This window comes from Rhizobium sp. BK379, from assembly GCF_014193955.1.
Taxonomy (GTDB): Bacteria; Pseudomonadota; Alphaproteobacteria; order Rhizobiales; family Rhizobiaceae; genus Rhizobium.
Window position 1 is genome coordinate 555,770 of record NZ_JACIAD010000001.1, and the last position, 23,402, is coordinate 579,171.

The 23,402-nt window shown below is 61.3% G+C and carries 20 protein-coding genes and 1 pseudogene; 9 read left to right on the plus strand and 12 right to left on the minus strand.

Annotation, left to right across the window (positions count from 1 at the left end; translation table 11 throughout):
* Positions 1-70: 70 nt before the first annotated feature.
* On the minus strand, positions 71-409 hold the full coding sequence (locus tag FHT93_RS02840) for a hypothetical protein (RefSeq protein WP_162732763.1): 339 nt from the start codon (positions 407-409) through the stop codon (positions 71-73).
* Between FHT93_RS02840 and fumC the strand changes: the two genes are divergently transcribed.
* Entirely contained in the window at positions 408-1,799 is a 1,392-nt protein-coding gene (gene fumC / locus FHT93_RS02845) for a class II fumarate hydratase (RefSeq protein WP_112547347.1), read from the plus strand. The genes FHT93_RS02840 and fumC overlap by 2 nt on opposite strands.
* Positions 1,800-2,224: 425 nt before the next feature.
* Positions 2,225-3,832, plus strand: coding sequence for a fumarate hydratase (locus FHT93_RS02850; RefSeq protein WP_183846040.1), 1,608 nt, complete (start codon positions 2,225-2,227; stop codon positions 3,830-3,832).
* Positions 3,833-3,890: 58 nt separating this feature from the next.
* Here FHT93_RS02850 and FHT93_RS02855 read toward each other — a convergent pair whose 3' ends face one another.
* Entirely contained in the window at positions 3,891-4,127 is a 237-nt protein-coding gene (locus FHT93_RS02855) for a hypothetical protein (protein WP_183846041.1), read from the minus strand.
* Positions 4,128-4,490: 363 nt separating this feature from the next.
* On the opposite strand from FHT93_RS02855, the gene FHT93_RS02860 reads away from it, so the two are divergent.
* Complete coding sequence (locus tag FHT93_RS02860) at positions 4,491-5,561, plus strand: GGDEF domain-containing protein (protein ID WP_183846042.1); 1,071 nt, start codon at positions 4,491-4,493, stop codon at positions 5,559-5,561.
* A gap of 85 nt (positions 5,562-5,646) precedes the next feature.
* Here the strand turns inward: FHT93_RS02860 and FHT93_RS02865 are convergent, their stop codons facing one another.
* Entirely contained in the window at positions 5,647-8,073 is a 2,427-nt protein-coding gene (locus FHT93_RS02865) for a glucan 1,4-alpha-glucosidase (protein WP_183846043.1), read from the minus strand.
* A gap of 164 nt (positions 8,074-8,237) precedes the next feature.
* Between FHT93_RS02865 and FHT93_RS02870 the strand changes: the two genes are divergently transcribed.
* Positions 8,238-8,966 carry an ROK family protein gene (locus FHT93_RS02870; protein ID WP_112547412.1) on the plus strand — a complete coding sequence of 243 codons (729 nt, stop codon included), beginning with the start codon at positions 8,238-8,240 and terminating at the stop codon, positions 8,964-8,966.
* Between the two features lie 19 nt (positions 8,967-8,985).
* On the opposite strand, the gene FHT93_RS02875 is transcribed toward FHT93_RS02870, so the two are convergent.
* On the minus strand, positions 8,986-9,765 hold the full coding sequence (locus FHT93_RS02875; RefSeq protein WP_183846044.1) for a class I SAM-dependent methyltransferase: 780 nt from the start codon (positions 9,763-9,765) through the stop codon (positions 8,986-8,988).
* Between the two features lie 59 nt (positions 9,766-9,824).
* Here FHT93_RS02875 and FHT93_RS02880 point away from each other — a divergent pair, with 59 nt between their 5' ends.
* The gene (locus tag FHT93_RS02880) at positions 9,825-10,694 is read left to right on the plus strand and encodes an acyl-CoA thioester hydrolase/BAAT C-terminal domain-containing protein (protein WP_183846045.1); all 870 of its coding nucleotides are present in this window, start codon (positions 9,825-9,827) and stop codon (positions 10,692-10,694) included.
* A 14-nt stretch (positions 10,695-10,708) separates the two neighbouring features.
* Here FHT93_RS02880 and chrA read toward each other — a convergent pair whose 3' ends face one another.
* The 3 genes from chrA to FHT93_RS02895 form a co-directional block, all read right to left on the minus strand.
* Complete coding sequence (gene chrA, locus FHT93_RS02885; RefSeq protein WP_183846046.1) at positions 10,709-11,920, minus strand: chromate efflux transporter; 1,212 nt, start codon at positions 11,918-11,920, stop codon at positions 10,709-10,711.
* 152 nt (positions 11,921-12,072) lie between these two features.
* Positions 12,073-12,984, minus strand: coding sequence for an EamA family transporter (locus tag FHT93_RS02890; protein WP_246781531.1), 912 nt, complete (start codon positions 12,982-12,984; stop codon positions 12,073-12,075).
* A 176-nt stretch (positions 12,985-13,160) separates the two neighbouring features.
* The gene (locus tag FHT93_RS02895; RefSeq protein ID WP_246781532.1) at positions 13,161-14,603 is read right to left on the minus strand and encodes a DUF1254 domain-containing protein; all 1,443 of its coding nucleotides are present in this window, start codon (positions 14,601-14,603) and stop codon (positions 13,161-13,163) included.
* Positions 14,604-14,933: 330 nt separating this feature from the next.
* Here FHT93_RS02895 and FHT93_RS02900 point away from each other — a divergent pair, with 330 nt between their 5' ends.
* From FHT93_RS02900 to FHT93_RS02910, 3 genes are all read left to right on the plus strand, one after another.
* Positions 14,934-15,569 carry a LysE family translocator gene (locus FHT93_RS02900; protein ID WP_183846049.1) on the plus strand — a complete coding sequence of 212 codons (636 nt, stop codon included), beginning with the start codon at positions 14,934-14,936 and terminating at the stop codon, positions 15,567-15,569.
* Between the two features lie 115 nt (positions 15,570-15,684).
* The gene (locus FHT93_RS02905; protein ID WP_112547357.1) at positions 15,685-16,107 is read left to right on the plus strand and encodes a hypothetical protein; all 423 of its coding nucleotides are present in this window, start codon (positions 15,685-15,687) and stop codon (positions 16,105-16,107) included.
* Between the two features lie 10 nt (positions 16,108-16,117).
* Positions 16,118-16,690 carry an OmpA family protein gene (locus FHT93_RS02910; protein WP_183847486.1) on the plus strand — a complete coding sequence of 191 codons (573 nt, stop codon included), beginning with the start codon at positions 16,118-16,120 and terminating at the stop codon, positions 16,688-16,690.
* Positions 16,691-16,856: 166 nt separating this feature from the next.
* Here the strand turns inward: FHT93_RS02910 and FHT93_RS02915 are convergent, their stop codons facing one another.
* The 5 genes and pseudogenes from FHT93_RS02915 to FHT93_RS02930 all read right to left on the minus strand — a co-directional run bounded on the left by FHT93_RS02915 (position 16,857) and on the right by FHT93_RS02930 (position 21,457).
* Positions 16,857-18,311 carry a transporter substrate-binding domain-containing protein gene (locus tag FHT93_RS02915; RefSeq protein ID WP_246781533.1) on the minus strand — a complete coding sequence of 485 codons (1,455 nt, stop codon included), beginning with the start codon at positions 18,309-18,311 and terminating at the stop codon, positions 16,857-16,859.
* 103 nt (positions 18,312-18,414) lie between these two features.
* Entirely contained in the window at positions 18,415-20,079 is a 1,665-nt protein-coding gene (locus FHT93_RS02920) for an arylsulfatase (RefSeq protein WP_183846050.1), read from the minus strand.
* Positions 20,080-20,218: 139 nt separating this feature from the next.
* Positions 20,219-20,375: pseudogene (locus tag FHT93_RS35990) on the minus strand (DUF1254 domain-containing protein); the annotation flags it as partial.
* Between the two features lie 166 nt (positions 20,376-20,541).
* Positions 20,542-20,997 (minus strand): helix-turn-helix domain-containing protein, encoded by a 456-nt coding sequence (locus tag FHT93_RS02925; RefSeq protein WP_183846051.1) that lies wholly within the window; start codon positions 20,995-20,997, stop codon positions 20,542-20,544.
* A 13-nt stretch (positions 20,998-21,010) separates the two neighbouring features.
* The gene (locus FHT93_RS02930) at positions 21,011-21,457 is read right to left on the minus strand and encodes a MarR family transcriptional regulator (RefSeq protein WP_113015767.1); all 447 of its coding nucleotides are present in this window, start codon (positions 21,455-21,457) and stop codon (positions 21,011-21,013) included.
* A gap of 85 nt (positions 21,458-21,542) precedes the next feature.
* On the opposite strand from FHT93_RS02930, the gene FHT93_RS02935 reads away from it, so the two are divergent.
* Complete coding sequence (locus FHT93_RS02935) at positions 21,543-23,360, plus strand: chloride channel protein (RefSeq protein WP_113147542.1); 1,818 nt, start codon at positions 21,543-21,545, stop codon at positions 23,358-23,360.
* The last annotated feature ends 42 nt before the right edge of the window (positions 23,361-23,402 follow it).

Sequence of the window (23,402 nt, forward strand, 5' to 3'; positions counted from 1 at the left end):
AGTCCCAGTATAATGCTGTTGTCGAGCAAATGGCTCAGATCAATTCTTCACGGCAGCCGCGGCCCATTCATCAGAAACCGGCCTGAGGCGCCAGCGTTTTCAGGCTCAACTTTGTGTGACGGAGTCGAACGCAAGCGCCGTGCAGCAGTTCACACAAAATTATGAAATTATTAGTTAATTTTTTACCGAATTTTCCGGTTTGAGAAAGTGCGCTTTCTGTCGCTATTTGCATTAATTTCCCTGCGTGGCCGAAAAAACACGCCGCTGAAGCGCCTGAGCGGGGATGCAAAACATGAGATCCGTCTTCAATATTTCGTATGGCGTCTGGTTTTCTTGGCAGGTTTTCCACCCTATAAGTCCTCATCTTCAAAGACTGCCCAACAGCATGTGACAGGAAGGCATGAGCCATGAGTTCAACCCGCACCGAAACCGACACATTTGGCCCGATCGAAGTCGCCAGCGACCGATATTGGGGCGCGCAGGCGCAGCGTTCTCTCGGCAATTTCAAGATCGGCTGGGAAAAACAGCCGCTCTCGATCGTGCGTGCGCTCGGCATCGTCAAGCAGGCGGCCGCCCGCGCCAACATGGCGCTCGGCCAGCTCGATTCCGACATCGGCAAGTCTATCGTGGATGCCGCCCAGGAAGTGATCGACGGCAAGCTGAACGACCATTTCCCTCTGGTCGTCTGGCAGACTGGTTCCGGTACGCAATCCAATATGAACGCCAATGAAGTGATCTCCAATCGCGCGATAGAAATGCTCGGCGGCGTCATGGGTTCCAAGAAGCCCGTGCACCCGAACGATCACGTTAATATGAGTCAGTCGTCGAACGACACCTACCCCACGGCCATGCATATCGCCTGCGCCGAACAGATCGCCCATCACCTGCTGCCGTCCTTGAAGCATCTCCATGCCGCGCTCGACATGAAGGTCACGGAGTTCAGCCACATCATCAAGATCGGCCGCACGCACACGCAGGATGCGACACCGCTCACGTTAGGTCAGGAATTCTCGGGTTATGCCGCGCAGGTGGGCTCCGCCATCAAGCGTATCGAAATGACCCTGCCCGGCCTCTGCGAACTCGCCCAGGGTGGCACCGCCGTCGGCACCGGGCTGAATGCACCGGTCGGTTTTGCCGAAAAGGTTGCCGAAGAGATCGCCGTCATCACCGACATGCCCTTCGTGACCGCGCCGAACAAGTTCGAGGCCCTCGCCTCGCATGATTCGATGGTCTTCGCCCATGGTGCGATCAATGCGGCAGCGGCCGCCCTCTTCAAGATCGCCAACGACATCCGTCTGCTCGGCTCCGGCCCGCGCGCCGGCCTCGGCGAACTGGCCCTGCCGGAAAACGAGCCCGGCTCCTCGATCATGCCCGGCAAGGTGAACCCTACTCAGTGCGAGGCTCTCACACAGGTCTGCATCCACGTCTTCGGCAACCACGCGGCTCTCACCTTCGCCGACAGTCAGGGCCATTTCGAGCTCAACGTCTACAATCCGATGATGGCTTATAACTTCCTCCAGTCGGTGCAGCTGCTCGGTGACGCCGCCGTCTCCTTCACCGACAATTGCGTCGTCGGCATCGAGGCCCGCGAGGACAATATCAAGGCCGGCCTCGAGCGCTCGTTGATGCTGGTGACCGCCCTTGCCCCGAAGATCGGCTACGACGCCGCCGCCAAGATCGCCAAGACCGCCCACAAGAACGGCACGACGCTGAAGGAAGAGGCCTTGGCGAGCGGGCTGGTGACGTCGGAAGAGTATGACGCGATCGTGCGCCCGGAGACGATGATCAGCCCCAAGTGAGTTGATGAATTGAAGTATGAAAGGGCCGGCTTAGCCGGCCTTTTTTGTTTGGTGGAGCAGCGCCCCTTCCTCGATCGCCATGTCAGATAACCAGGACAGTGGTGCGCCGTGGCCCCCTCATCCGCCTGCCGGCACCTTCTCCCCGCAGGGTAGAAGGGGTGTCTTTGCGGCGTCTCGTTCCCCATCAGACGTTCCATTCGATCGTTGACGGTGACACGGATACCCCCTTCTACCCAGCGGGGAGAAGGTGGCCCGAAGGGTCGGATGAGAGGGCTAGGACGCACGACCTCGCTTGTCATCTGCCCTGATGCGTAGCGAAACCACCGCGGAATTTTCACCACCAATCCCCCACCCTTCCCAATTGCTTTTAGCTCCAGCCAGATTTAGACCCGTTCCAAACTATCGCACCCAGAAAGGTCACTTCGATGGCTGACGATCTCTTCCCACTTGGCACCGACAACACCCCCTACCGCAAGATCAGCAGCGACCATGTCTCTGTCGATACTTTCAAGGGCCAGGAGATCCTGACCATCGATCCCGAGGGTATCCGCCTTCTTGCCGAAACCGCCTTTGCCGACATCAACCATCTGCTGCGCCCCGGTCACTTGAAGCAGCTGGCCACAATCCTCGACGATCCCGAAGCGACCGACAATGACCGTTTCGTTGCCTACGACCTCCTGAAGAACGCTAATATCGCCGCCGGCGGCGTGTTGCCCATGTGCCAGGATACGGGCACTGCGATCATCATGGGCAAGAAGGGCCGCCGCGTCTGGACCGAAGGCGGCGATATGGCAGCCCTCTCCAGGGGCGTTCTCGACGCCTATGAAAAGAAGAACCTGCGCTATTCGCAGCTCGCGCCCATCAAGATGTTCGAGGAAAAGAACACCAAGAACAATCTGCCGGCGCAGATCGATATCTATGAGGAAGGCACCGACAGCTACGACTTCCTCTTCGTCGCCAAGGGCGGCGGTTCGGCCAACAAGACCTTCCTCTTCCAGGGCACGCCCTCGCTCCTGACGCATGATCGCATGCTGGACTTCCTCAAGGAAAAGATCCTCACCTTGGGTACGGCAGCCTGTCCCCCCTATCATCTGGCTGTTGTCATCGGCGGCACCTCGGCCGAGATGAACCTGAAGACCGTCAAGCTTGCCTCCACTCGCTATCTCGATGAATTGCCGACTGAAGGCTCGGAAGACGGACACGCCTTCCGCGATATCGAGATGGAGAAGGAAATCCACAAGCTGACGCAAAGCCTCGGCGTCGGCGCCCAGTTCGGCGGCAAGTATTTCTGTCATGACGTGCGCGTCATCCGCCTGCCCCGCCATGGCGCCTCGCTGCCGATCGGCCTCGGCGTCTCCTGTTCCGCCGACCGTCAGGCCAAGGGCAAGATCACCCGCGATGGCATTTTCATAGAGCAGCTGGAAACCGATCCGTCCAAGTACCTGCCCGAGATCGACGAGGCTAAGCTCTCCGAGTCCATGGTGCGTGTCGATCTCAACCGGCCGATGGCCGATATCCTGGCCGAGCTTTCCAAGCATCCGGTCAAGACGCGCCTGTCGCTGACGGGCACGATCATCGTCGCCCGCGACCTCGCTCATGCCAAGATCCGTGAGCGGCTGGAAAAGGGCGAAGGCATGCCCGACTATATGAAGAACCACCCGGTCTATTATGCCGGCCCGGCCAAGACGCCTGCCGGTTACGCCTCCGGCTCCTTCGGCCCGACGACTGCCGGTCGCATGGACAGCTATGTCGACCAGTTCCAGTCCTTCGGCGGTTCCATGGTCATGCTTGCCAAGGGCAACCGCTCGCGCGCCGTGCGCGAAGCGTGCAAGAAGCACCAAGGCTTCTATCTCGGCTCCATCGGCGGCCCGGCCGCCCGGCTGGCGCAGGATTGCATCCGCAAGGTCGAGGTGCTGGAATATCCCGAGCTTGGCATGGAAGCCGTCTGGAAGATCGAGGTTGAGGACTTTCCGGCCTTCATCGTCATCGACGACAAGGGCAACGACTTCTTCCAGGAGCTGAATCTGGGCTAAGGAAGTCCGGTGAAGGGCGATTGGCCGAGTGCCATTTCGCCCTGACAAACCCCATATTCTACCGCACCGAAGCCGCCTGAGGCCCATCGAGATTGACGGCCGTCATGGACGGGACTGGTGGCTTCTCCAGCGCGGCGATATCGGCAGCGCTCAGGACATCCTCTGCCTTTACGCTGGCGACGATGTCTGTGCTGAAGATGCCGTTGAAAAAGCCACTCTGCTGCAGAAGGAAGATGGTGCCGGCGAGAACGGCGAGACCAAGAATGACGGGTGACGTGTAGCGAGACGATTCCATGATCTCATGCCCAAAGACGGGGACCGCGATCCGGTCCCCATGAATTCGATTTCCTGAGATGGAATCTGTGGTCTCGCCATGCCGGTCTGTAGATCAGACAAAAGATACCGACCGTCAACAAAGCGAAAACAATCCCTAAAAAGAGAAAACGATTGAACTTTTTTGGAACACCTCGCGCATAAGAGGTGTCTCCGTTGCAGTCGAACTTACAAATATTTGTGAAAAATCATAGGGCTGATCGTAGTATTGATGCCCGTCAAACTTATCGTATGTAATCTTTGGTATATGTCGCTTTAATCATTTCCCAAGAAATCTAAGGTAACAAATAGAAGATTGCTTAAGAATTGGATGAGGAGTTGCCGGATGAACACGGCTGTTGCGCCCAAGGTGCAGGTTCCCGATGTGGCGGGTCAGATCACCTATGCCATGCGCTCCATGGGCGTTGCGCCAATTCCCCGCAATTACGAACTCTTCTACGAAGCCTATATCGGCTCCAACCCGGCACTCACCCGCGACCTTGCCGCCCTCGGCAGCCAGGCGACGCAGGCCGAGCTCGATGCTCTTGGCTCGCAGCATTGTTCCCACACGGCGCCCGCCAAGATTTTCGACGATGCCCACAGCCGCATCGCCGGTGAGCTGGAAGGCCTGCTGCGCGTGCTGCGCCAGGAGCAGACCTCGCTCGAAAGCTACAATCGGCTGCTCAACGAGACCTGCAAGCGCATCAGCTCCAAAAGCACGACGAGCGCCGACCTGATCGAAAACGCCATCGACCTGCTCACCCAGGCAACTGGCGATACGATCACCCATGGTGAAAAGACCGTCGAAGACATGGTTCAGCGCTCGCAGGAGATGGATCAGGTCCGCAAGGAACTCGACGAATACAAGCGCATCGCCAATACCGACTCGCTGACGCGCCTTTCCAACCGCCGCGCGTTCGACGACCGTCTGGCGGCCGTCTTCAACACTCCGGCGCTACGCCCGGTAACCGCCCTGCTCCTGGCCGACATCGACAATTTCAAGAAGATCAACGACACCTATGGTCATCCGGTGGGCGACAAGGTGCTGGCGACAGTCGCCTCCGTCATCCGCAGCAACGTCCGCCGCGACGTCTTCGTCGCCCGCACCGGCGGCGAGGAGTTCGCCCTGATCATTGACGGCAATACGCTGGAGGAAGTCACCGCGATCGCCGAGCGCATCCGCCGGACGCTGGAATCGACACCCTTCAAGAATTCCCGCACGCGTGTCAATTACGGCCCGGTCACCGTCTCCATCGGCATTTGCATGGCCTCGCATGCCGACGATGCCGGCGAACTCTATTCCAAGAGCGATATCGCGCTCTACAGCGCCAAGAACGCTGGTCGTAACTGCACCGCCGTCTATGAGGACGGCATGCAGAAGGAGTTCACCAAGAGCTGGCTGATCTACAAGGCCTGATTCCTGGACCCGATGAACTGGGTTTTTCGGCGGCCGCGACGGCCGCTTTTTCTTTGTGTCCGCTCGGCGGCGCACGGCACGAGCCTCAAACCACCTCGATCTGAAAATCCGCGCCCTCCCAGCGCTGCGCATCTGCCCAGAAAATCGTGAAGTCGATCTTGCCGGAACCAAGCGCCTCCGTTGGCAGGTCGAAGACATGGGTTCCGAAAGCGGTGTCACGGCACGGGCTGTCGGTAGCACTTGCCCACCAGTCGGTGGACCAGCGCACCAGGGCGGGTGACGGCAGTTCGATGCGCAGCTTGCGTCCGGCCGGCATACGGTCCTGCCGCGCCGTCAGCCGCCACGAGAAAGGCGCCGGTTCCGGTTTTGCCGCTACATAGCGGGCAAAGGTCTGGGGCGGCATATCGAAGATCACGCCGTCGCGCAGCGATCGCAGCAGCTTGATATGTTCGGCATGCGCCCAGACGAGCGGCATGGCGCTGCCGGAGGGTCGGCCGAGGAAGAGTTCGCGCCGCGGCACGTCTTCGCTGTCCCAGATCTGCTCCGGCAGGAGCCCGCCTTCGCTTGCCGAGGCTTCGAGTGCTGCGAGCATTCGCCGCGCCTCGCCGGCTCGCCCGGCAGCGAGTTCATAGTGGGCGCGCTCGCCGGTCAAGAGCGGCCACAGCCGTCCGACACCACTGCCGGCAAAGGGCGCGCCGTCGATGCGCTCGCCATAGCCATCGTCATTGTAGCGATACCAGTAGGGACCGGCAGGAAGGTCGCGGCGCAACTCCGCATCGATCACGGCCACCGTACCAAGTATGCGCGGATCGTCGGCGGCCCGCAGGCCGAAACGTACGAGCGCCAGCGCATCTGGACTGATCAGCAGGTCCGCTTCAAGCACCTCGCCGAGATCGTCCCGATTGCGGATCGGAATGAAGTCACGCCGCAGTGACGGGCTGCTACCATCGGTCGCCGAGGCGATGCGAACATAATAGCCTTCGACGCCGACACGGCGCGACAGCTCGGTATCGGTGGCGTAAGTCCATTCCTCGATGCGCTCGTTCCAGCCGTCAGCCACTTCGCGCAGATAGCGCGCCGCATCCAGCCGCCCGGCCGCTTCCACGGCATCGGCCGCTGCAAGCAGGCCGGCAATCTCGACAGCGAGCGTGAAAGGCGAATAGCCGGCATCCTCCTCCCACCGGTCTTCCTGGGTGGCAGGCCCGTTTCTGACGATATAGCCCGCCGCAGCCTCGATCATCGGCAGATAGCGCCCCCGCTCGGCGGCATCGATTGCGCCTGCGCGCAGCAGCATGTCGTAGAGCAGGATCGGAAAGGCCGTCTCGTCCATCTGGATGCCGTTCCAGTAAGGCCGGCCATCGAGCCAGGCATTCTGCACCCAGTGGCCGTCCCCTTCCTGGATGACGGCGAGATAGTCGAGCACGGAGCGTGCATCCGCTATGGCCCCGGCTGCGAGCAGTCCGCCCGCCGTTTCCACCAGATCGCGCGTCCAGACCAGATGATAGCCGCCAAGGTCGTCATCGCTCTTGCTGAAGCCCCAGGGGATGGAAAGGCTGGCAATGATGGCGCCGGAGGCATCGTCCCGGTGGGTGGCGAGCACGCCGGTGCTGACGCGGTACCGGTTCAGCTGGGTCGGATCATGCGGCTCGTCGAGCGCTAGCAGTCCGGCCTGCCATTCCCGCCAGCCGCTGCGATAATGTTTCAGCGCCGGCTCGACGCCCTGTTCCAGGCTGAGCAGCGTACGCAGGGCCGCCTCCTCCGGCTGCGTGCCGAAACCGATGGCGATCAGCGCCCGTCCCTGGTCTGCTCGGCCCCCGCTAGATTGAATATCCAGTGTCCCCGACAGCGCGATGTTCCCGGAGCCGGCATAGCAATATTCCTCCTTCAGTCCCTCGCCGCGCGACAGCGTCTGCCAGCCATCGGAAAAGCCCACATAACCTGCCGAGCGCGCAAGCCAGGGCACAGAAGCGGCGACGGCGAGCGAGCGGCCGGAACCCTCGGCAAAGAGCATCGGCCTGCCCTTGAAATCGGCATACCAGCCGGTGTTGTCTGCGCCGCCATTGACGAGATGCGGAGCGATCAGTGCGTGCAGCCTGTAGTCGGAGAGACTGCCCGTCAAAGCCTCGAAGCGGATGTCCTGCAACACCACTTCGCGCTCCGGGTCGGAAAAGATGGTCTTGGTAATGCGATAGCGACCGTCGCGGGCGGTATTGACCAGGCGGAAGCCCGGGACGCCGTCCTCGATCGCCTGCACGCGGTGATCGGCGTCACGCTTTTCTTCGGAGAAATAGCCCTGCGCGGTAACGATGAAGCCGAAATCGCGGACACAGGCCATGTCGAGCCGCGGCGCGTAGATCTCGTTCACAATGCCGTGGCTCGTGGTGAACCAGACGCAGCTCGCCGAGCTCACTGATGTGCCGACCGCACTCTTGTCGCTGGAGGTCCAGCGGGGCTCGATGCCGGGAGCACCTGGTGGTTCGACGGAACCGGGTGGCAGTTTCGGAAAGGCCAAGTGCTGTTCCTCCGCTTAAGGGTTCTCCACTGAATGCGCTATCCTGAGATGAAATTGGGCGATCCGCAATATACCGGGCTTGACAGCCGGCACCTATCTTGCGCCCGATAGAATGGCGCGGGAAGGATTGAGGCCACCCGGAGAGGAGCGCCAGCATGACGGACATGACGGAAGCACCAGATGCGACTCAGGCAGGCGAGCATGGCAAGGAGGCGGCCGCATCGGCGAGCCGTATCGTGCTTGCCGTCGATATCGGCGGCTCGCATGTGAAGGCGGAACTCAGCAGCGGCAGCGAGCGGCGGTCGGTCGTCTCGGGGCGCGAAATGACGGCGGCAAAGATGGTCGCCGCCCTCAAGGATCTCACCGCCGACTGGCACTATGACGTCGTCGCCATGGGCTATCCCGGCCCCGTCTCCGCCCACCGTGCCGCGGCGGACCCGTTCAACCTTGGTCCGGGATGGAAGGGTTATGATTTCGAGCAAGCCCTCGGCAAGCCCGTTCGCATGGTCAATGACGCGCTGATGCAGGCGATCGGCAGCTACGAGGCCGGCCGTATGCTTTTCCTCGGTCTCGGCACCGGCCTCGGCTCGGCCCTGGTCGCGGACAATGTCTGCCTGCCCTTGGAACTGGCGCATATGCCCTACAGGAAGAAGACCTTCGAAGATTACGTCGGCGAACGCGGTCTGGAAGGTCGCGGCAAGAGTAAATGGCGAAAATCGGTCTTCGACGTTGCCGATCGCCTGAGTGCTGCCCTGTTGCCCGACTACATCGTCATCGGCGGCGGCAATGTCGGACGGCTCAAGGATTTGCCCCCGAAGTGCCGGCGCGGCAACAATGACAATGCTTTCCGCGGCGGTTTCCGGGTCTGGCTGGACGATAGCCTGCGGCTTTGAATTCAGTCTCTGGCGATGGTCATGACCTGATCGAACCCCAGACCAGTTTGGTCTTGACTGTGAAACTGATTTTTCCGGCAGAGGCATAGGGGGCGAGAATTTCCCTGATCTCCGCATCGAAAGCCTTCATCCTGTCGCCGAGGCGCGATGGCGCGAATGTATCGCGCGAATGCTGGCAGCGGATAAAGTCTTCGACGCTTTGCTCAAACGGGGCGGATAGAAAGTTCTCGGAACCATCGATGTCGAGGAACGCCTTGTAAGCCGACCAGCTCTCCTCCTTGCCGACGGGGTCGAACGCCTTGCCAGTCATGGCAGGAACCCACCTTGCAAGAAACGAGTGCCAATCGGCCTCCCAGGCAGGTTGGAAGGGCGCATCTCCTGAAATCACCGCCACCTTGTGATCGGCAGCCGCATAGGTTTTCAGCCGCGAGAAAAGGCGCCCGTGATCCATCCAGTGAATGCTGGCGGCGGCGACGATGAGATCGGGACGATCGGGGATGTCGATATCCTCGGCGAAACCCACGATCCAGTGAAGATTGCGCGCCCGGCCGTCTTCCAGGCTCTGACCGAGTTCGATCATGTTGCGGGACGGATCGACAGCTATGACCTTGTCGAAATGCCGCGAGAGAGGTCGCGAAACCTTGCCGGGGCCGCAGCCTATATCCAGCAGACAGCCACGTTTCGGCGCGATGGCCAGCAGCTTCTCGTAGATCGCCTCGGGATAAGGCGGGCGATAGCGATAGTTGCTGACGACATCGGCATCCTCGAAGGAAGCCCCTGCACGCGCATGCTCGACCATGGTAGGCTCCGCCTCTAGTGACAGTCGAGAACCATCCGATAATTCAAGAAGATGTCAGTATGGTAACAAGTGCGACGGAGGGCTGCAAAATCGAGCGGCTCCAAGGCCGGATAAACGGTGCATTCGTTTTCAGGCCAGATGCGGGCGAGACCGGCGTCGTCGTGCTCGGCGGTTCCAGCGGCAGGGTCGATACCGACCGCGCCAGGCTCTTTGCCGAGGCCGGCGCAAAGGCATTGGCGTTGCAATGGTTCGGCGCAATGGGGCAACTGCCTGGAATCTGCGAAATCCCGTTGGAGACCTTCTGTGAGGCAATCGACTATCTGATCTCGCGCGGATGCCGGCGCATCGTCTTCGTCGGGACATCGAAAGGCGCAGAAGCCGCGTTGCTCGTCGCGATCCGGGACCCGCGCATCAACGCCGTTGTCGCGATCAGCCCAACCGCCTTCGTCTGGGGTAATATCGGCCCCGGCAAAGACGGCGTGGAATGGCCCGAACGCTCGTCCTGGTCCTGGAAGGGAGAGCCGCTGGATTTCGTTTCCGCCGACACTGCCTGGGAGCGGGACTATCGCGACGGGCTGATATCCTATCGTTCCTTTTTCGAAAAATGCCTGAAGACGGACCGAGAGACCCTGGGGCGGGCCGAGATCCCCATCGAAAAAACCGCCGCAGAGCTCATCCTCGTGGCCGGTGGTGATGATGCGCTCTGGCCATCGGAGAGGTTCGCACGCGAGCTTGCCAGCCGTCGCGAACGAAGCGGCAGGCCGGTGTCACTGGTCGTTGATACCGAGGCGGGCCATCGTGTACTGCTCCCGGGCGAGACGACGCCTCGCTCCAGCCTTCGTGCTCATGGCGGCAGCGACATTGCGGATGCAAGGCTTGGCCTGATGGCATGGGCGGCGATAGAAGCCGCTTTATCACCAGGGGATTGATGGCCTGGCACCGGTCAGGCGGAAAGCTGCAGCAGGATCGCACTTGCCGCCATCAGCACCACCACAATCCATGGCGGCGCCTTCCAGATGACCAGCAGAAGAAAGCCAGTCAAGGCAAGAGCAAAATCCGCGGATGTCAGGACCGCGCTTGTCCATACCGGATTGTAGAGCGCTGCACCCAGCAGGCCGACCACGGCGGCATTTGCGCCACGCATGGCCGCCTGCGCCAGTGGATAGGCGCTGAGCCTGTCCCAGAAAGGAAGGGTGCCGAGCAGCAGCAGAAAGCCGGGCAGGAAGATCGCCACCAGGGCGATCGCTGCGCCTGCGACACCGTTGGGAGCCGGCGCCACAACCGCCCCGAGATAGGCCGAGAAGGTAAAGAGCGGACCAGGCACGGCCTGCGCAACACCGTATCCGGCGAGAAACGCATTTTCGGAAACCCAGCCCGGTCTCACGACCTCCGCCTCGAGCAGCGGCAGGACGACATGGCCGCCGCCGAACACCAGCGCGCCCGAGCGATAGAAGGCATCGAAGAGGCGCAGCCCCTGGGAATCGAAGGCAGCGACGACAATCGGCAGTCCGAATAGCAGGAGCAGGAAGGCCAGCAGGCAGACAATGCCGGTTGATCGCGATATTCCGAACGAAAACCCCGCCTTGTGTTCGACGGCGGCCTGGCGACAAAGCACGAGCCCGGCAATTGCACCCAGGGCGATGGCGGCGAGCTGGCCGAGCGCGCCCGCGGCTGTCACGATGAAGATCGCGGCCAACGCAACGGCGGCGCGTGGCTTGTCGGGTGTCAGCGATCGCGCCATGCCCCATACGGCTTGTGCCACAACGGCGACGGCAACGAGCTTCAATCCGTGCAGCAGTCCCTGTCCAAGTGGATTGTCGAGCGCGGTGGCGGCGGTTGCGAAGATGAAGAGGATCAGCGCGGACGGAAGCGTGAATGCACTCCACGCCGCAAGCGCGCCCAGCGGCCCACCGCGCAAGAGGCCCATGGCAAAACCGACCTGGCTCGATGCGGGACCGGGAAGGAACTGGCAGAGCGCGACGAGATCGGCATAGCCCTTCTCGTCGATCCATTTCCGCCGCGTCACGAGCTCGTTGCGGAAATAGCCGAGATGCGCGATCGGTCCGCCGAACGATGTGAGGCCAAGCTTCAGAAAGGCGCCAAACACCTCCGCAGGCGTACCCGCCGGTGGAGCCGCTGTCTTCTCCCTGGTCATTTCATTCGCATCCACGCCAATATCCCCCATTGTCCGCCCCGTATCCTCATCATCAATGACGGCGCGATGACAACAGGCGATTTTCGATATCTGTCAAATAGTGGTCGCGGCCCCGGTGCCCGCGGCAGCGAGGCTGAACCGAGGCCGGGCGTTCATGTCGATGGCGGCATGGACTGGATTGCCTGGCGGACCCGCGCTCTGGCAGGCAGCGTCATGGCAATGACGCCGGCCATGATGCAGGCAAGCCCAAGGCCTGCCGTCGAAGACAGCGTTTCGCCGAGGAAGACGACGCCGATTGCAACGCCGATCGGCACCCTGAGATAGGCCTGGGCCGTCGCGCCGACCGAACCGAGCGTCTGCACGAGGCGGAAATAGATCACAAAGGCGAGCGCCGTGGAGAAGACCGCGAGGGCAAGGAGCGCGAAGATCGAATCGAGGCTGGGGCTCAATTTCCACGGGGCATCGATGACGATGCTGATGGGGATGAGGATCACCGCCCCTGCGAGCAACGAACCGGCGGCCGGCATCATCGGATCAAGCCCCCTGAAATTCCGCCCGAAAACGGCAGCGCCCGCATAGCAGATCGTGGCGGCAACGATTGCAAGCTGCGCCCAAAGCCCCTGCCCCAGAGTGTCGAGCGCGCCAAGGCCAATGACCAGCGCGGTGCCGGCCAATCCCGCCGACACGCCGAACAGTTTGCGGCCTGTGAGGGCCTCGTGCCGGGTAACCAGTGCCGTGATTAGAAAGGCAAAGATCGGCGTCGTCGAATTCAGGATCGCCGCCAGGCCGGCATCCGTCGTCCGCTCGGCCCAGGCGATCAGCGTGAAGGGCAGGACGCTGTTGAGGCAGGCCTGAAAAAGAAAATAGGTCCAGGTCTTTCGATCGCGGGGCAGTTTGAGGTCACGCCAGCTGATGATGGCGAGAAGCAGCACGCCGGCAACGAGTGTTCGTGCGGCCACCAGTGTCAGCGGCGGGATGGTTTCGACGCCGATCTTGATGAAGGTGTAGGAGGCTCCCCAGAGCGTCGAAAGCGCCAGCAGCAGCGCCAGTTCCGTTGTCATCATCGCCGTCTTTTCCATCGCAGTCCCATTCGTCAGCCGTGCAAAACCGACTGCCTGTTTAACGGGTGCGGGCGCGAAATGCTTCGATACGGGCCGAACTGTCGATGGAAAAGAAAGGCTTGGCGGGACGCGCGCGGATCATGGCGCGCGCCCCAATGTTTTCGATGCCTTTAGCCTTGTCACTGAGCGGCGAGCGGAGCGGCTGGAGCCGCACGTGTCACCGGCGGCGGGTTCCACTTGCCGATCAGCGCCGTCCCCTTCGGCGCGTAAAGCCGCATCGTCAGATTGTACGGGCCGTTCGGCGCCGGCAGCCAGTTCCATTCCTTGTCCTTGCCGGGGCTTTCCGTCTGGAAATAGAGGTCGAGTGAGCCGTCGGCATTGAACCGGAACGGCATCCAGCTGCTGACGGCGAACCGGTTGAGCGGATTGGCGACCTGGAAACCGTCATTGTCATAGAGGGTGACAGACCAGAAAGCATTGACCGGCGGGATCTCCTCCTTCTCGAAATGGATCGTATAATTGCTTCGTCCATCGAGCGGGTTGCCGCTTTCATCCGCAAGGTTGAGCGGATAGATGGCGTCTTCGGGCAGATTGGCACCAAGCCCTTGTTGCGCCACGATCGCCCGTTTCAGGTAGTAATTGCCGTAGACGCCCATCGTGTCGGTATTCATCGACCAGCCGTTGACCACGCGGGCCAATGTCTTCAGCTTCCAGCCCATCAGTGCCTGCCCATCCTGTGGCGCCGTCTTCAAGGCGTTCTGGACGACAGGATCGGCCTTGGAAAGATCGAAGCTCTTCCCGGGCTCGATGCCGATCCGCTTCATGCGGGCAATGATCGGCTGATCGGTGCTGTGCGGCGGATGAAGTTTCAGGAGTTCGGCAGCATAGGCGAAATAGTCTTCCGCCGACGCCGTGTCGACCTGCGTCTTCGGTGGCGTCTTCATGTCGATGGATGGGTCTATCTTGACCGCGGCCGGCTTGGCGTCCGTACCCCACTGCGACAGCGGGGTGATCTTGTAACCGTCCTGGATCTTGTGGACGGTATCGTAATCATTGGGGCCATCGGTCTTGGTGCGGCCGATGATCCAGACATAGGGCGTCGGAGCATCGATCCGTTCGGTCCCCTCCGGCAGCTTGAATTCGCCGAACGTGCCGCGAAGTTCTGGCCTCCAGCCGGGCGGTGCGACCAGGAAGTTTCCGGCGGATGTCCCGGTCGTGCGCCAGCCCGGCGCGGCAAACACATCCGTCCACATATCCAGCATCGGCAGCAGATAGTAGCGGCCCGCCGTATCGGGCGCGGTCACGACCACCGGCTCCTTCGTCAGATCAAGCCAGCCGCTCGAATAGAGCGTATCGAAATTTGGCCGCACCACGGCTTTCATGTCCGCCGCCGGAAATGCGCGGATATTGTTGAACTGATTGGGCGGCCCGCCGATCGCCCCTTCCTTCGCTTCCATGTTGGTCAGCTGTTTGCGCGTAATATCCATCGTTATCAGCGGATAGAAGTAGACATAGGCTTCGATGCCGATCTGCCGCGCTTCCTCTTCCGTCAGAGAAGCGGCCGCGGCCTCCTGTGCAGCCGGAATGGCCATCGAAGCGATTGCCAGAAATGCGAACGACATAGGTGTCTGCAACAGGCTTTTGATTCCAAACTGGATTGTCATGTGCGTTTCCCCCGGAACGAAATGTAGAACGTGGCAGGACTTCGATTGACGTCGGGCATCGCTGGCAAGACCAGGATGCAAAGATACTGGGGACCTACTGGCGACCCATGAAAAGCGAAACATACCGGGCGTATATCCGGAAGTACGTTACAGTAAACGGCGCCGTAAATGGCCGGGATACAGAGCTTTGTGCTTCTGTCGGGTGCAGGCTATTGGCTTTCCTTGAAGACCCTTCCGCAAATGTCAGGTGAATGCCATAACTCGAATCCTGACACGGAGGAGGACGACATGACTGAAATGACGGTTCTTGCATTTGCGCTTGTGGCATTCATCGGCATCGCCACACCCGGCCCGACCGTGCTTCTCGCCCTGACGAACGGCTCGAAATTCGGAGTGCGCCGGGCGATGTCGGGCATGATTGGCGCTGTCCTGTCCGACTTCGTGCTGATCGGTGCGGTTGCCCTCGGGCTCGGTGCTCTGCTGGCTGCCTCGGAATTCTGGTTCACTGTCGTCAAATGGGTCGGTGTCTGCTACCTCGCCTTCCTCGGCGTCATGCTGTTGCGCTCGAAGGGAACGCTTGACGTCTCGATGCGCTCTGAAAGCGGCAACACGTCCGCTTCGCCGGTGACGATCTTCCTCAAGAGCTTTCTCGTCGCCGTCACCAATCCCAAGGGCTATCTCTTCTTCTCGGCCTTTCTGCCGCAGTTTATCGACCCCGCGGGTCCGCAGATCGAGCAATATGCCGTGCTCGCCCTCGTCTTCGCTGCCATCGATTTCATGGTCATGTTCGGTTACGCGTTGCTTGGCTCGCAGGCCGTCCGGCTGCTCAGGAAATCGGGCGCGCTCTGGCTCGACCGGATCTGCGGCGGTGCCCTGCTGACGCTTGCCGGCTCGCTGGCGCTCTATCGGCGGGCGACCACCTGACAGCCTGCCGATTTACAGCGAGTTTACGGTAACGTACTTATCCGAGCTCTCCCGATCTGCATTCAATGGCCCTGAGGGGACGCCATTTCGGCGGCCGTAACAGGAGGGCTCATACATGCCTGGAGTATGGAGACTGGCAGGTGCGGTGGCGATTGCCGTCATCGCCGGGACGTGTGCCGCCAAGGCCGACACGGTCAGCTATGCCGATGCGATCACTGTACTGGCGAAGGATTGCGGCAGCGATATCAAGAAACTCTGCAAGGGGCTGAACCTCGGCAATAACCGCATTGCCGATTGCCTGGCGCAGAATTCCGCCAAGGTCTCGCCGACCTGCACATCGACGCTGGCAAGCGTTGCAGCGTCGATCCAGAAACGCGAGCAGGCGCAGACGAGCTACAAGCAGGTCTGCGCAACCGATATGGCGCGGCGCTGCAACGGCGTCAAAGGCGACGGCTACATTCTCGCCTGCCTTGCCGGCAAGACGAAAACGATCAGCAAGCAATGCAGCCAGACGATCACCGATGCGGGCTGGAGGTAAGATCATGACCATGAGAAAAACCGCCCTCGCCGGCTTTGCCGCGGCCTTCCTTCTACCCGCCCTTGCACTGGCCCAGCAGGTTTCCGAGCAGCGCATCATCACCGGCCTCGGCAAGTTGCAGGGTGCTGCCCCGATCGTCGATGTCGAGATTCTGCGGCAGGAGGCCATGAACGGCTCCGGCAAGCAGATGTCCGGCCTGCCGAACTGGAGCAAGGTCGCGCGCCTGCCGCAGATGGTGGTCGAGATCGCCTTCGCCAACGACTCCGTTGCCATCGAGCCGGAATCCTACCGCACGCTCGGCATGATCGCCGATGCGCTGCACCACCCGAACCTCTGGGCTTACAAGTTCCTCGTCGTTGGCCATACGAGCTCGACCGGAACCGACCAGCACAATCTCGATCTCAGCCAGCAGCGTGCCGATGCGATCAAGGAGATCCTGTCGACCACATTCGCCGTCGATCCCGGCCGTCTCTATGCGGTCGGCGTCGGCGAATATTTCCCGATCGACGGCTCGAAATCGGAAGCCGCCAACAACAGGCGCGTCCAGCTCTACAATCTCGGCGTCTTCACGAAGAAGCCGTGAGGCTCAAAAATGCCGGTGTCGTCGCTGCCGGCATGCTTGGTCTGCTAGCCTTCACGCTGGCGCGAATGGGCGCGCCAGGGCCTTGCGGGCGTGGCAGGGCCGCCAGCCGCATCGCAGGGAATACGGTTCGGCGGCGTGTCACCACCGGGTGATGTTGCCGAAAATCCTATTTCTGCACCGCTTCGCCGGCATCCGAGCGTTCGCCCATCCGCGCCACGAGCAGCGAATAGGCCACGTAATATTTGTAGATATTGCTGACATACTGGACCGTCTCCCGACCGACGATCTCGGACGCCGCATTCTCCACATTGCCGAACCAGACATTGGGGTCGAGCCCCATCGCCTTGGCCTTGTCGCGGAATTTGTGCAGATTTCCCGGCCCCGCATTATAGGCGGCGAAGGCAAAGAGCTGCCGGTCCTTGGGTGTGAGCCCCTCATCATCGATATAGGTATCGATCAGGTGACGCAGATATTTGGCGCCTGCCTCGACATTGCGATCGGGGTCCTTGTCGATGCCGCTGATGCCGATCACCTTGTCCTTCGCCGTCGAAGGCAGCATCTGCATGATGCCGACGGCGCCGCGCGGCGAGCGACGCGACTGGTCGAGCTGCGATTCCTGATAGCCTTGCGCCATCAGCATCAGATAGTCGAACGAATAGCTGCCGCCATATTTGCGGAAGATTTCGGTGAGCGTCTGAAAACGTGCGACATCGGAGGGCGAGTAGGCGCGTTTGACGATCTTGTCCTGCTTGTAGAAGGTGTTGCGCAGGATGTTGCCGAAGGTCGTGCCCACTTTGTGCGTGGCGACGAAGGCGTTGAGGTCCGCCTTCAGCTTCGGGCTGTTCTTGCGGATCGCCCAGGCTATCCTACCCTGCGATGACAGGACGATGTCGTGGCGCACCTTCATGTCGCCAAAGACGTGCGTCCAGATATCGGCCTTGTAGGCATCGACGGTCGTGAAGGGCAAAAGGTCGGCATTGACCATCTCCATTAGGTCCTCGTCTTCGAGGCTCTCATCCATCAGGTCGATGATGATCTCGGGCTTGCCCGCCGCGGCCAGCGCCTTGTTGCGCGCCAGAAGATGTTCGTAGTAGCTGCTGGAGGCGCGCACCGCGATATGCTGGCCGGAGAGATCGTCAAGGCTGGCAATCGCCGGGCTGTTCGGGGCGCTCACCAGCACTTCCTCGGCATTTTCATAGAGCGGATCGGCAAAATCCACCTGCGTCAGCCGCTCGTCGGTAATCGTCAGATTGGCCATGACGATATCGCCATAGCCTTCGTTCAACGCGTCGAGCAACCTGTCGCGCGGCATCGGCACGAAGACGATGGTGATGTGGTCGATCTGCTTCTTGCGGTCCTTGTTCAGGACCTTTTCAAGCTCCAGCCCGAATTGCACCGCCGTGCCGTACTGGCGACCCTTGTCGACGAAATAGATCGTCTTGCTGTAGGGCACGAGCACACGCACGATCCGGCGCTCCTTCATCGCGTCGAGATCGATCACATGCTTGTCGATGAGGGCCGGTTTCTCAAGCGGTGCCGGGGTCTCGGCCAGAGCAGCCCTGGTCCCCAGCGATACGGCAGCCAGAACGAGGACGAACAATACCTTCAAAAACGAGCTCATCGAGGCCTCCCCAGCATCGGCCATGAACGCATTCTATCGCTGCGGTTTTGATCTTATCCGCCGCGGGAGCTCCGGCCGCACTCCCGCGACGGTCTTGCGAGACCTATTGCGGCGTGAGCCGCTCAAGATCATTCAGCCGTTTCAGCGCCGCTTCCTGCCGCAGAAGGCTGTAGTTGATGCCGCTCGCATTCAGCGAACTGCCCTCCTGATAGGGGTATTGGTTGAAGTCGGAGAAGAATTCCTTGATCTTGCCCTGCACCGGCACGATCAGCCACATGTTGCGGGCAAGGAATTCGATGGCGCCGCCACCCTCCTTCAATCCGCGCTCATAAGGGTCCATGCGCAGATTGGCGATGCTGGCCCAGGCGGGCACCTCGCGCGTTGCCGTGGCGATGTTGCCTTCGCTATTGACCGCGAAGCTGAGCTTCCAGTCGTTCCACCTGATGGCGTTGAGATTGCCGCCCTGATCGAAATAATAGACGGAATCGCGCGGGCCGGATTTGACTTCGCCTTTCAGCATCGGCAGCAGATTGTAGCCATCGAGATGCACCTTGAAGTTCTTGGCGCCCGAGGCGAAGCCGACCTTCATCTGCTCCTTGAGATCGTCCATGCCGGCAGCCGCCGCAAATGTCGGCATCCAGTCCATCAGCGTGACGATGTCGTTGACCTCGGTTCCGGGCTTCACGACACCGGGCCAGCGCACCATCATCGGAATGCGGAAACCGCCTTCCCATGTCGTGCCTTTTTCGCCATGGAACATGGTCATGGCGCCATCGGGCCAAAGCGCGATCTCCGCGCCGTTGTCGGTCGTGTAGAGAACGATCGTGTTCTCGGCGATCCCGAGTTCGTCGAGCTGGTCGAGCAGCTGGCCGACATGGCCGTCATGCTCCACCATGCCGTCGGCGTGGATGCCCTTGCCGGTCTTGCCGAGCGAGTCTGCCTTCAGGTGGGTGAAGACATGCATGCGGGTCGAGTTGAACCAGCAGAAGAACGGCTTTTCGGCCTTGGCCTGCCGGCCGATGAAATCCTTGGCGGCGGCGAGGAATTCTTCATCCACCGTCTCCATACGCTTGGTATTGAGCGCGCCGGTATCCTCGATCTTGCCGTCCGCCGTCGATTTGATCACGCCGCGCGGGCCGAACTGCCGACGGAAGGCCGGGTCCTTGGGATAGAAATAGCCCTCCGGCTCTTCCTCGGCATTGAGGTGATAGAGATTGCCGAAGAATTCGTCGAAACCGTGCTTGGTCGGCAGATGCTGGTCCTGGTCGCCCAGATGGTTCTTGCCGAACTGGCCGGTGGCATAACCCTTCGTCTTCATCACATCGGCAATGGTCGGCATCCAGTCCTGAATGCCATGTGGGTCGCCCGGCATACCAATGGTGAGAAGACCGGTACGGAACGGCTCCTGACCGAGAATGAAGGAGGCGCGCCCGGCCGTGCAGCTCTGCTGGCCGTAGGAATCCGTAAAGATCGCCCCTTCCCGGGCAATACGGTCGATATTCGGCGTGCGATAACCCATCAATCCCATCGTATAGGCGCTGATCTGCGGAATGCCGATGTCGTCACCGAAGATGACGAGAATATTCGGCGGCTTCGTGGAGCCGCCGGTCTGGCTGGCCGTGTTCTGTTGTGTCTGGGCGACCGCCGGCCCGGTCGCAGCTGAAACGGCAAGAGCCGTGAGCGCCAGCGACGTTCCGCCCAGCAGAAGATCACGGCGGCTGACGGGAACGATCGGGTCATCCTGCTTCTGAATATCGACGTCGTTCATCGAATTTTCTCCTTGAGATGAAACCTGCACGGGAATGCTTTGCCAATTTCCGTGATCGCGGAAGTACGTTACGGTAAACATCGGCCGTAAACTTACGCTGAGCCGAACGGCACTTGAGCTTCATGACGTCATCCCCTGCGCCGGTGCCATCGAGGCGCAGAGCGGCGATGAAGTTGCGGCCCGGAACGGTCTGGATCCAGTTGCTGCCGGGCGCTTCTGCAGGTCTAATGGCTCCGAAAGCCGTTGACAGATGGCAGCAACTGCCTTGCCTCCGGCATCGATACATCCGTCACGTTCTTGAGCGTTGCATGGCTACAATGTCGGCTGGAATGTCGGCAAGGCGCGGGACAGACCGTCCGGCACGCCCATCTACATGTCATCGGCCGCCTTGCCGACGAGCCGTTTGCGGACCGCGACATTTGCCATCACCTGAAACAGGCAAACAACCGGCGGACTTGGGCGTCAGCGCGACCAGGGGTCGGTCTTGATCTCGCCGTCCGTCTGCAGACCTTGCAGGATATCGATGAGTTTCGGCGCCATGTCCCTGATTTCGGTCATATGAATGGCTGTCAGCCGCTTCAGCACATCGTCTGCCTTTGCGGTCAGCTCCAGCGTCTGGCGCCGTTTGTCGGCGGGGTCGGTCTTGCGGGAGACGTAGCCCGCGGCCACCAGCCTCCCGACCAGTTCGGTTGCCGAATGCGGGGCGATCAGCAGCCGCTCGGAAAGCAGGCCGATCGTCATGGCGTCTTCGCTGCGATGGCCGCGGATCGCAAGCAGCGCCTGATGCTGCTGGGTCGGCAAGCCCTCCTCCTGCGCGGCGGATGCGCTGAAATCCATGAAGCGGCGCAGCGTGTAGCGCAGGTTGGAGAGGGCCTCGTAATCGGCATCCGTCAGATCGTTCCTGGGCTTCTTCACCATGCCTCCCCTGCGATCATTGCATCCATGCTGCCACTTCCATCTGCCGGTGATCCTGCAGCATGCGCAGCGCCTGCATAAGTTCCGGCGCCATCTCGCGGATCTCGTAGAGATGGGCCGATGTCAGCCGACGCAATAGCTCTTCTGCCTGTGCTGTCAACAGCACGACCGGCCGGCGTTTCTGCTTCGCCTCGATGGTGATATGGCCGGCCTCCTGCAGCGAGGCGGCAAGCTCTGCGGCCTCGGGCGGCGAGAGGAAGAGCCTGTCAGCAAGCGCAGACAGGCTCATGCGCCCGCCGGCGCCGAGCCCCTTGATCGTAAGCAGCGCCTGATGCTGCTGCCGCGTCAAGCCGAGCTTTTCGGCCGCTTTCCCGCTGAACTGGCGAAATTTGCGGATCCTGTATCTCAGATTGGCGAGCGCCTCATATTCGGTTTCCGATAAGGCGCGGTCTACGTTCGGCATGGTTCCAGCTCCTGATTTTGGCTGTTGATTTATATCGTACTACGATATATTTGCGACGAGAACGAAGCCGTCAACAGGACCAGCAATGCCTCCCCAAAAAAATGCTCATCGCCCCCATGATTTCATGGGTGGCCTCTCCCGGCGCGAGGCCGGGGATTTCACCACCGACAAGCGCGTTCTGGCCCTGGTCGGCATGGCCTTGATCGTCGGCACGGGCGGCGCCTTTGCCGCCTGGGTTCTGGTCAGCCTCATCTCGCTGGTGACGAACCTCGTCTGGTTCCACCGTTTCAGCATCGCCGCCGTGTCGATGGCGCAGGCGCCGCGCTCCGTCTGGATGGTACTCATTCCCGTCATCGGTGGCCTCGTCATCGGCCTGATGGCCCGCTACGGCTCCGAAAAGATCCGCGGTCATGGCATTCCCGAAGCAATTGAGGCGATCCTGATCGGCGGCAGCCGCATGTCGCCGAAGGTGGCGGTCCTGAAACCCCTCTCCTCTGCCATCTCGATCGGCACCGGCGGCCCCTTCGGCGCGGAAGGCCCGATCATCATGACGGGCGGCGCAATCGGCTCGCTCTTTGCCCAGTGCTTTCATCTGAGCTCGGCCGAGCGCAAGACGCTGCTGGTCGCCGGTGCCGCCGCCGGCATGACCGCGATCTTCGGCTCGCCGATCGCCGCAATCATGCTTGCCGTAGAACTGTTGCTGTTCGAATGGAAGCCGCGCAGCTTCATTCCCGTTGCGGTCGCTGCCTGCGTCTCGATCTGCTGGCGCCCCTTCCTGTTTCAGGCCGGTCCGCTCTTTCCCAAGCAGTTCCATATGGATCTGCCGTGGTGGGGCATCCTGCTCTGCGCTGCAATGGGCATTATAGCCGGGCTGCAATCCGGTATCCTGACGACGCTGCTCTACAAGGTCGAGGATCTTTTCGAGGCGCTGCCGATCCACTGGATGTGGTGCCCTGCCCTCGGCGGCCTCTTCATCGGCCTTGGCGGCCTGATCGAGCCTCGGGTGCTCGGCGTCGGCTACGACATCATCGACGGCCTGCTGAACAGCTCCATCCTGCCGGCGGCGGTGCTGACGATCCTCCTGGTGAAAGCCGCGATCTGGCTTGTCGCCCTCTCGTCGGGCACGTCAGGCGGCGTGCTGGCGCCGCTGCTGATCTTCGGCGGAGCGCTCGGCTGGCTGGTCGGCCTTTTCCTTCCCGGCGATCCCGGTTTCTGGGCGTTGCTCGGCATGGCTGCCATGATGGGCGGCACCATGCGTGCGCCGCTCACCGGCACCTTCTTTGCCGTGGAACTGACGGGCGACGTCTCCTCGCTGCTGCCGCTTCTGGCGGCAACCGTTTCCGCCTACGCGGTGACGGTACTTCTGCTGCGCCGGTCGATCCTGACGGAAAAGATTGCCCGCCGCGGCCAGCACATCACCCGTGAATATGGCATAGACCCTTTCGAGTTCTCCCGCGCCCGCGACATCATGATCAGGGAGGTCGATACGTTCCCGTCGGATATGACGGTGGGTGACGCGACCCATTTCTTCACGGCGACCGCGAAAACCCACCGCGTCTATCCGGTCGTCGATGGCAGAGGCATCGTCAAAGGCCTGGTCTCGCGCGGCGATGCGCTGCGCTGGCAACAGGATGGGACGCTTGCCGACCAGACGCTCGGCGATCTCGTATCCGACACCTCCCTGCCGCTCGCCCACCCGGACGATACGGTCGGCTATGTCGCCGACCTGATGCTGGCGACGGACGCCGGTCGCATCCCGATCGTCGATCCCGAAAACGGAGAGCTGCGCGGCCTCGTCGCCCGCAAGGACCTGCTGCGCCTGCGCCATTCGCTGAAGGCAACCGAGACGGAGCGTCAGCCCTATTTCGGACCACGAAGGCAAATGGGCGAAACACGCACCTGAGGCTCAGACATCTGATTGTAGGTGAAATCCGCCGTCAGCCTG

Excerpts from the sequence above, each read along its gene's own strand:
- fumC (WP_112547347.1), top strand. The coding sequence starts at position 408 with ATGAGTTCAACCCGCACCGAAACCGACACATTTGGCCCGATCGAAGTC.
- FHT93_RS02840 (WP_162732763.1), bottom strand. The coding sequence starts at position 409 with ATGGCTCATGCCTTCCTGTCACATGCTGTTGGGCAGTCTTTGAAGATG.
- FHT93_RS02850 (WP_183846040.1), top strand. The coding sequence starts at position 2,225 with ATGGCTGACGATCTCTTCCCACTTGGCACCGACAACACCCCCTACCGC.
- FHT93_RS02855 (WP_183846041.1), bottom strand. The coding sequence starts at position 4,127 with ATGGAATCGTCTCGCTACACGTCACCCGTCATTCTTGGTCTCGCCGTT.
- FHT93_RS02860 (WP_183846042.1), top strand. The coding sequence starts at position 4,491 with ATGAACACGGCTGTTGCGCCCAAGGTGCAGGTTCCCGATGTGGCGGGT.
- FHT93_RS02870 (WP_112547412.1), top strand. The coding sequence starts at position 8,238 with ATGACGGAAGCACCAGATGCGACTCAGGCAGGCGAGCATGGCAAGGAG.
- FHT93_RS02875 (WP_183846044.1), bottom strand. The coding sequence starts at position 9,765 with ATGGTCGAGCATGCGCGTGCAGGGGCTTCCTTCGAGGATGCCGATGTC.
- FHT93_RS02880 (WP_183846045.1), top strand. The coding sequence starts at position 9,825 with ATGGTAACAAGTGCGACGGAGGGCTGCAAAATCGAGCGGCTCCAAGGC.
- chrA (WP_183846046.1), bottom strand. The coding sequence starts at position 11,920 with ATGACCAGGGAGAAGACAGCGGCTCCACCGGCGGGTACGCCTGCGGAG.
- FHT93_RS02890 (WP_246781531.1), bottom strand. The coding sequence starts at position 12,984 with ATGATGACAACGGAACTGGCGCTGCTGCTGGCGCTTTCGACGCTCTGG.
- FHT93_RS02895 (WP_246781532.1), bottom strand. The coding sequence starts at position 14,603 with ATGTCGTTCGCATTTCTGGCAATCGCTTCGATGGCCATTCCGGCTGCA.
- FHT93_RS02900 (WP_183846049.1), top strand. The coding sequence starts at position 14,934 with ATGACTGAAATGACGGTTCTTGCATTTGCGCTTGTGGCATTCATCGGC.
- FHT93_RS02905 (WP_112547357.1), top strand. The coding sequence starts at position 15,685 with ATGCCTGGAGTATGGAGACTGGCAGGTGCGGTGGCGATTGCCGTCATC.
- FHT93_RS02910 (WP_183847486.1), top strand. The coding sequence starts at position 16,118 with ATGAGAAAAACCGCCCTCGCCGGCTTTGCCGCGGCCTTCCTTCTACCC.
- FHT93_RS02915 (WP_246781533.1), bottom strand. The coding sequence starts at position 18,311 with ATGAGCTCGTTTTTGAAGGTATTGTTCGTCCTCGTTCTGGCTGCCGTA.
- FHT93_RS02920 (WP_183846050.1), bottom strand. The coding sequence starts at position 20,079 with ATGAACGACGTCGATATTCAGAAGCAGGATGACCCGATCGTTCCCGTC.
- FHT93_RS02925 (WP_183846051.1), bottom strand. The coding sequence starts at position 20,997 with ATGGTGAAGAAGCCCAGGAACGATCTGACGGATGCCGATTACGAGGCC.
- FHT93_RS02930 (WP_113015767.1), bottom strand. The coding sequence starts at position 21,457 with ATGCCGAACGTAGACCGCGCCTTATCGGAAACCGAATATGAGGCGCTC.
- FHT93_RS02935 (WP_113147542.1), top strand. The coding sequence starts at position 21,543 with ATGCCTCCCCAAAAAAATGCTCATCGCCCCCATGATTTCATGGGTGGC.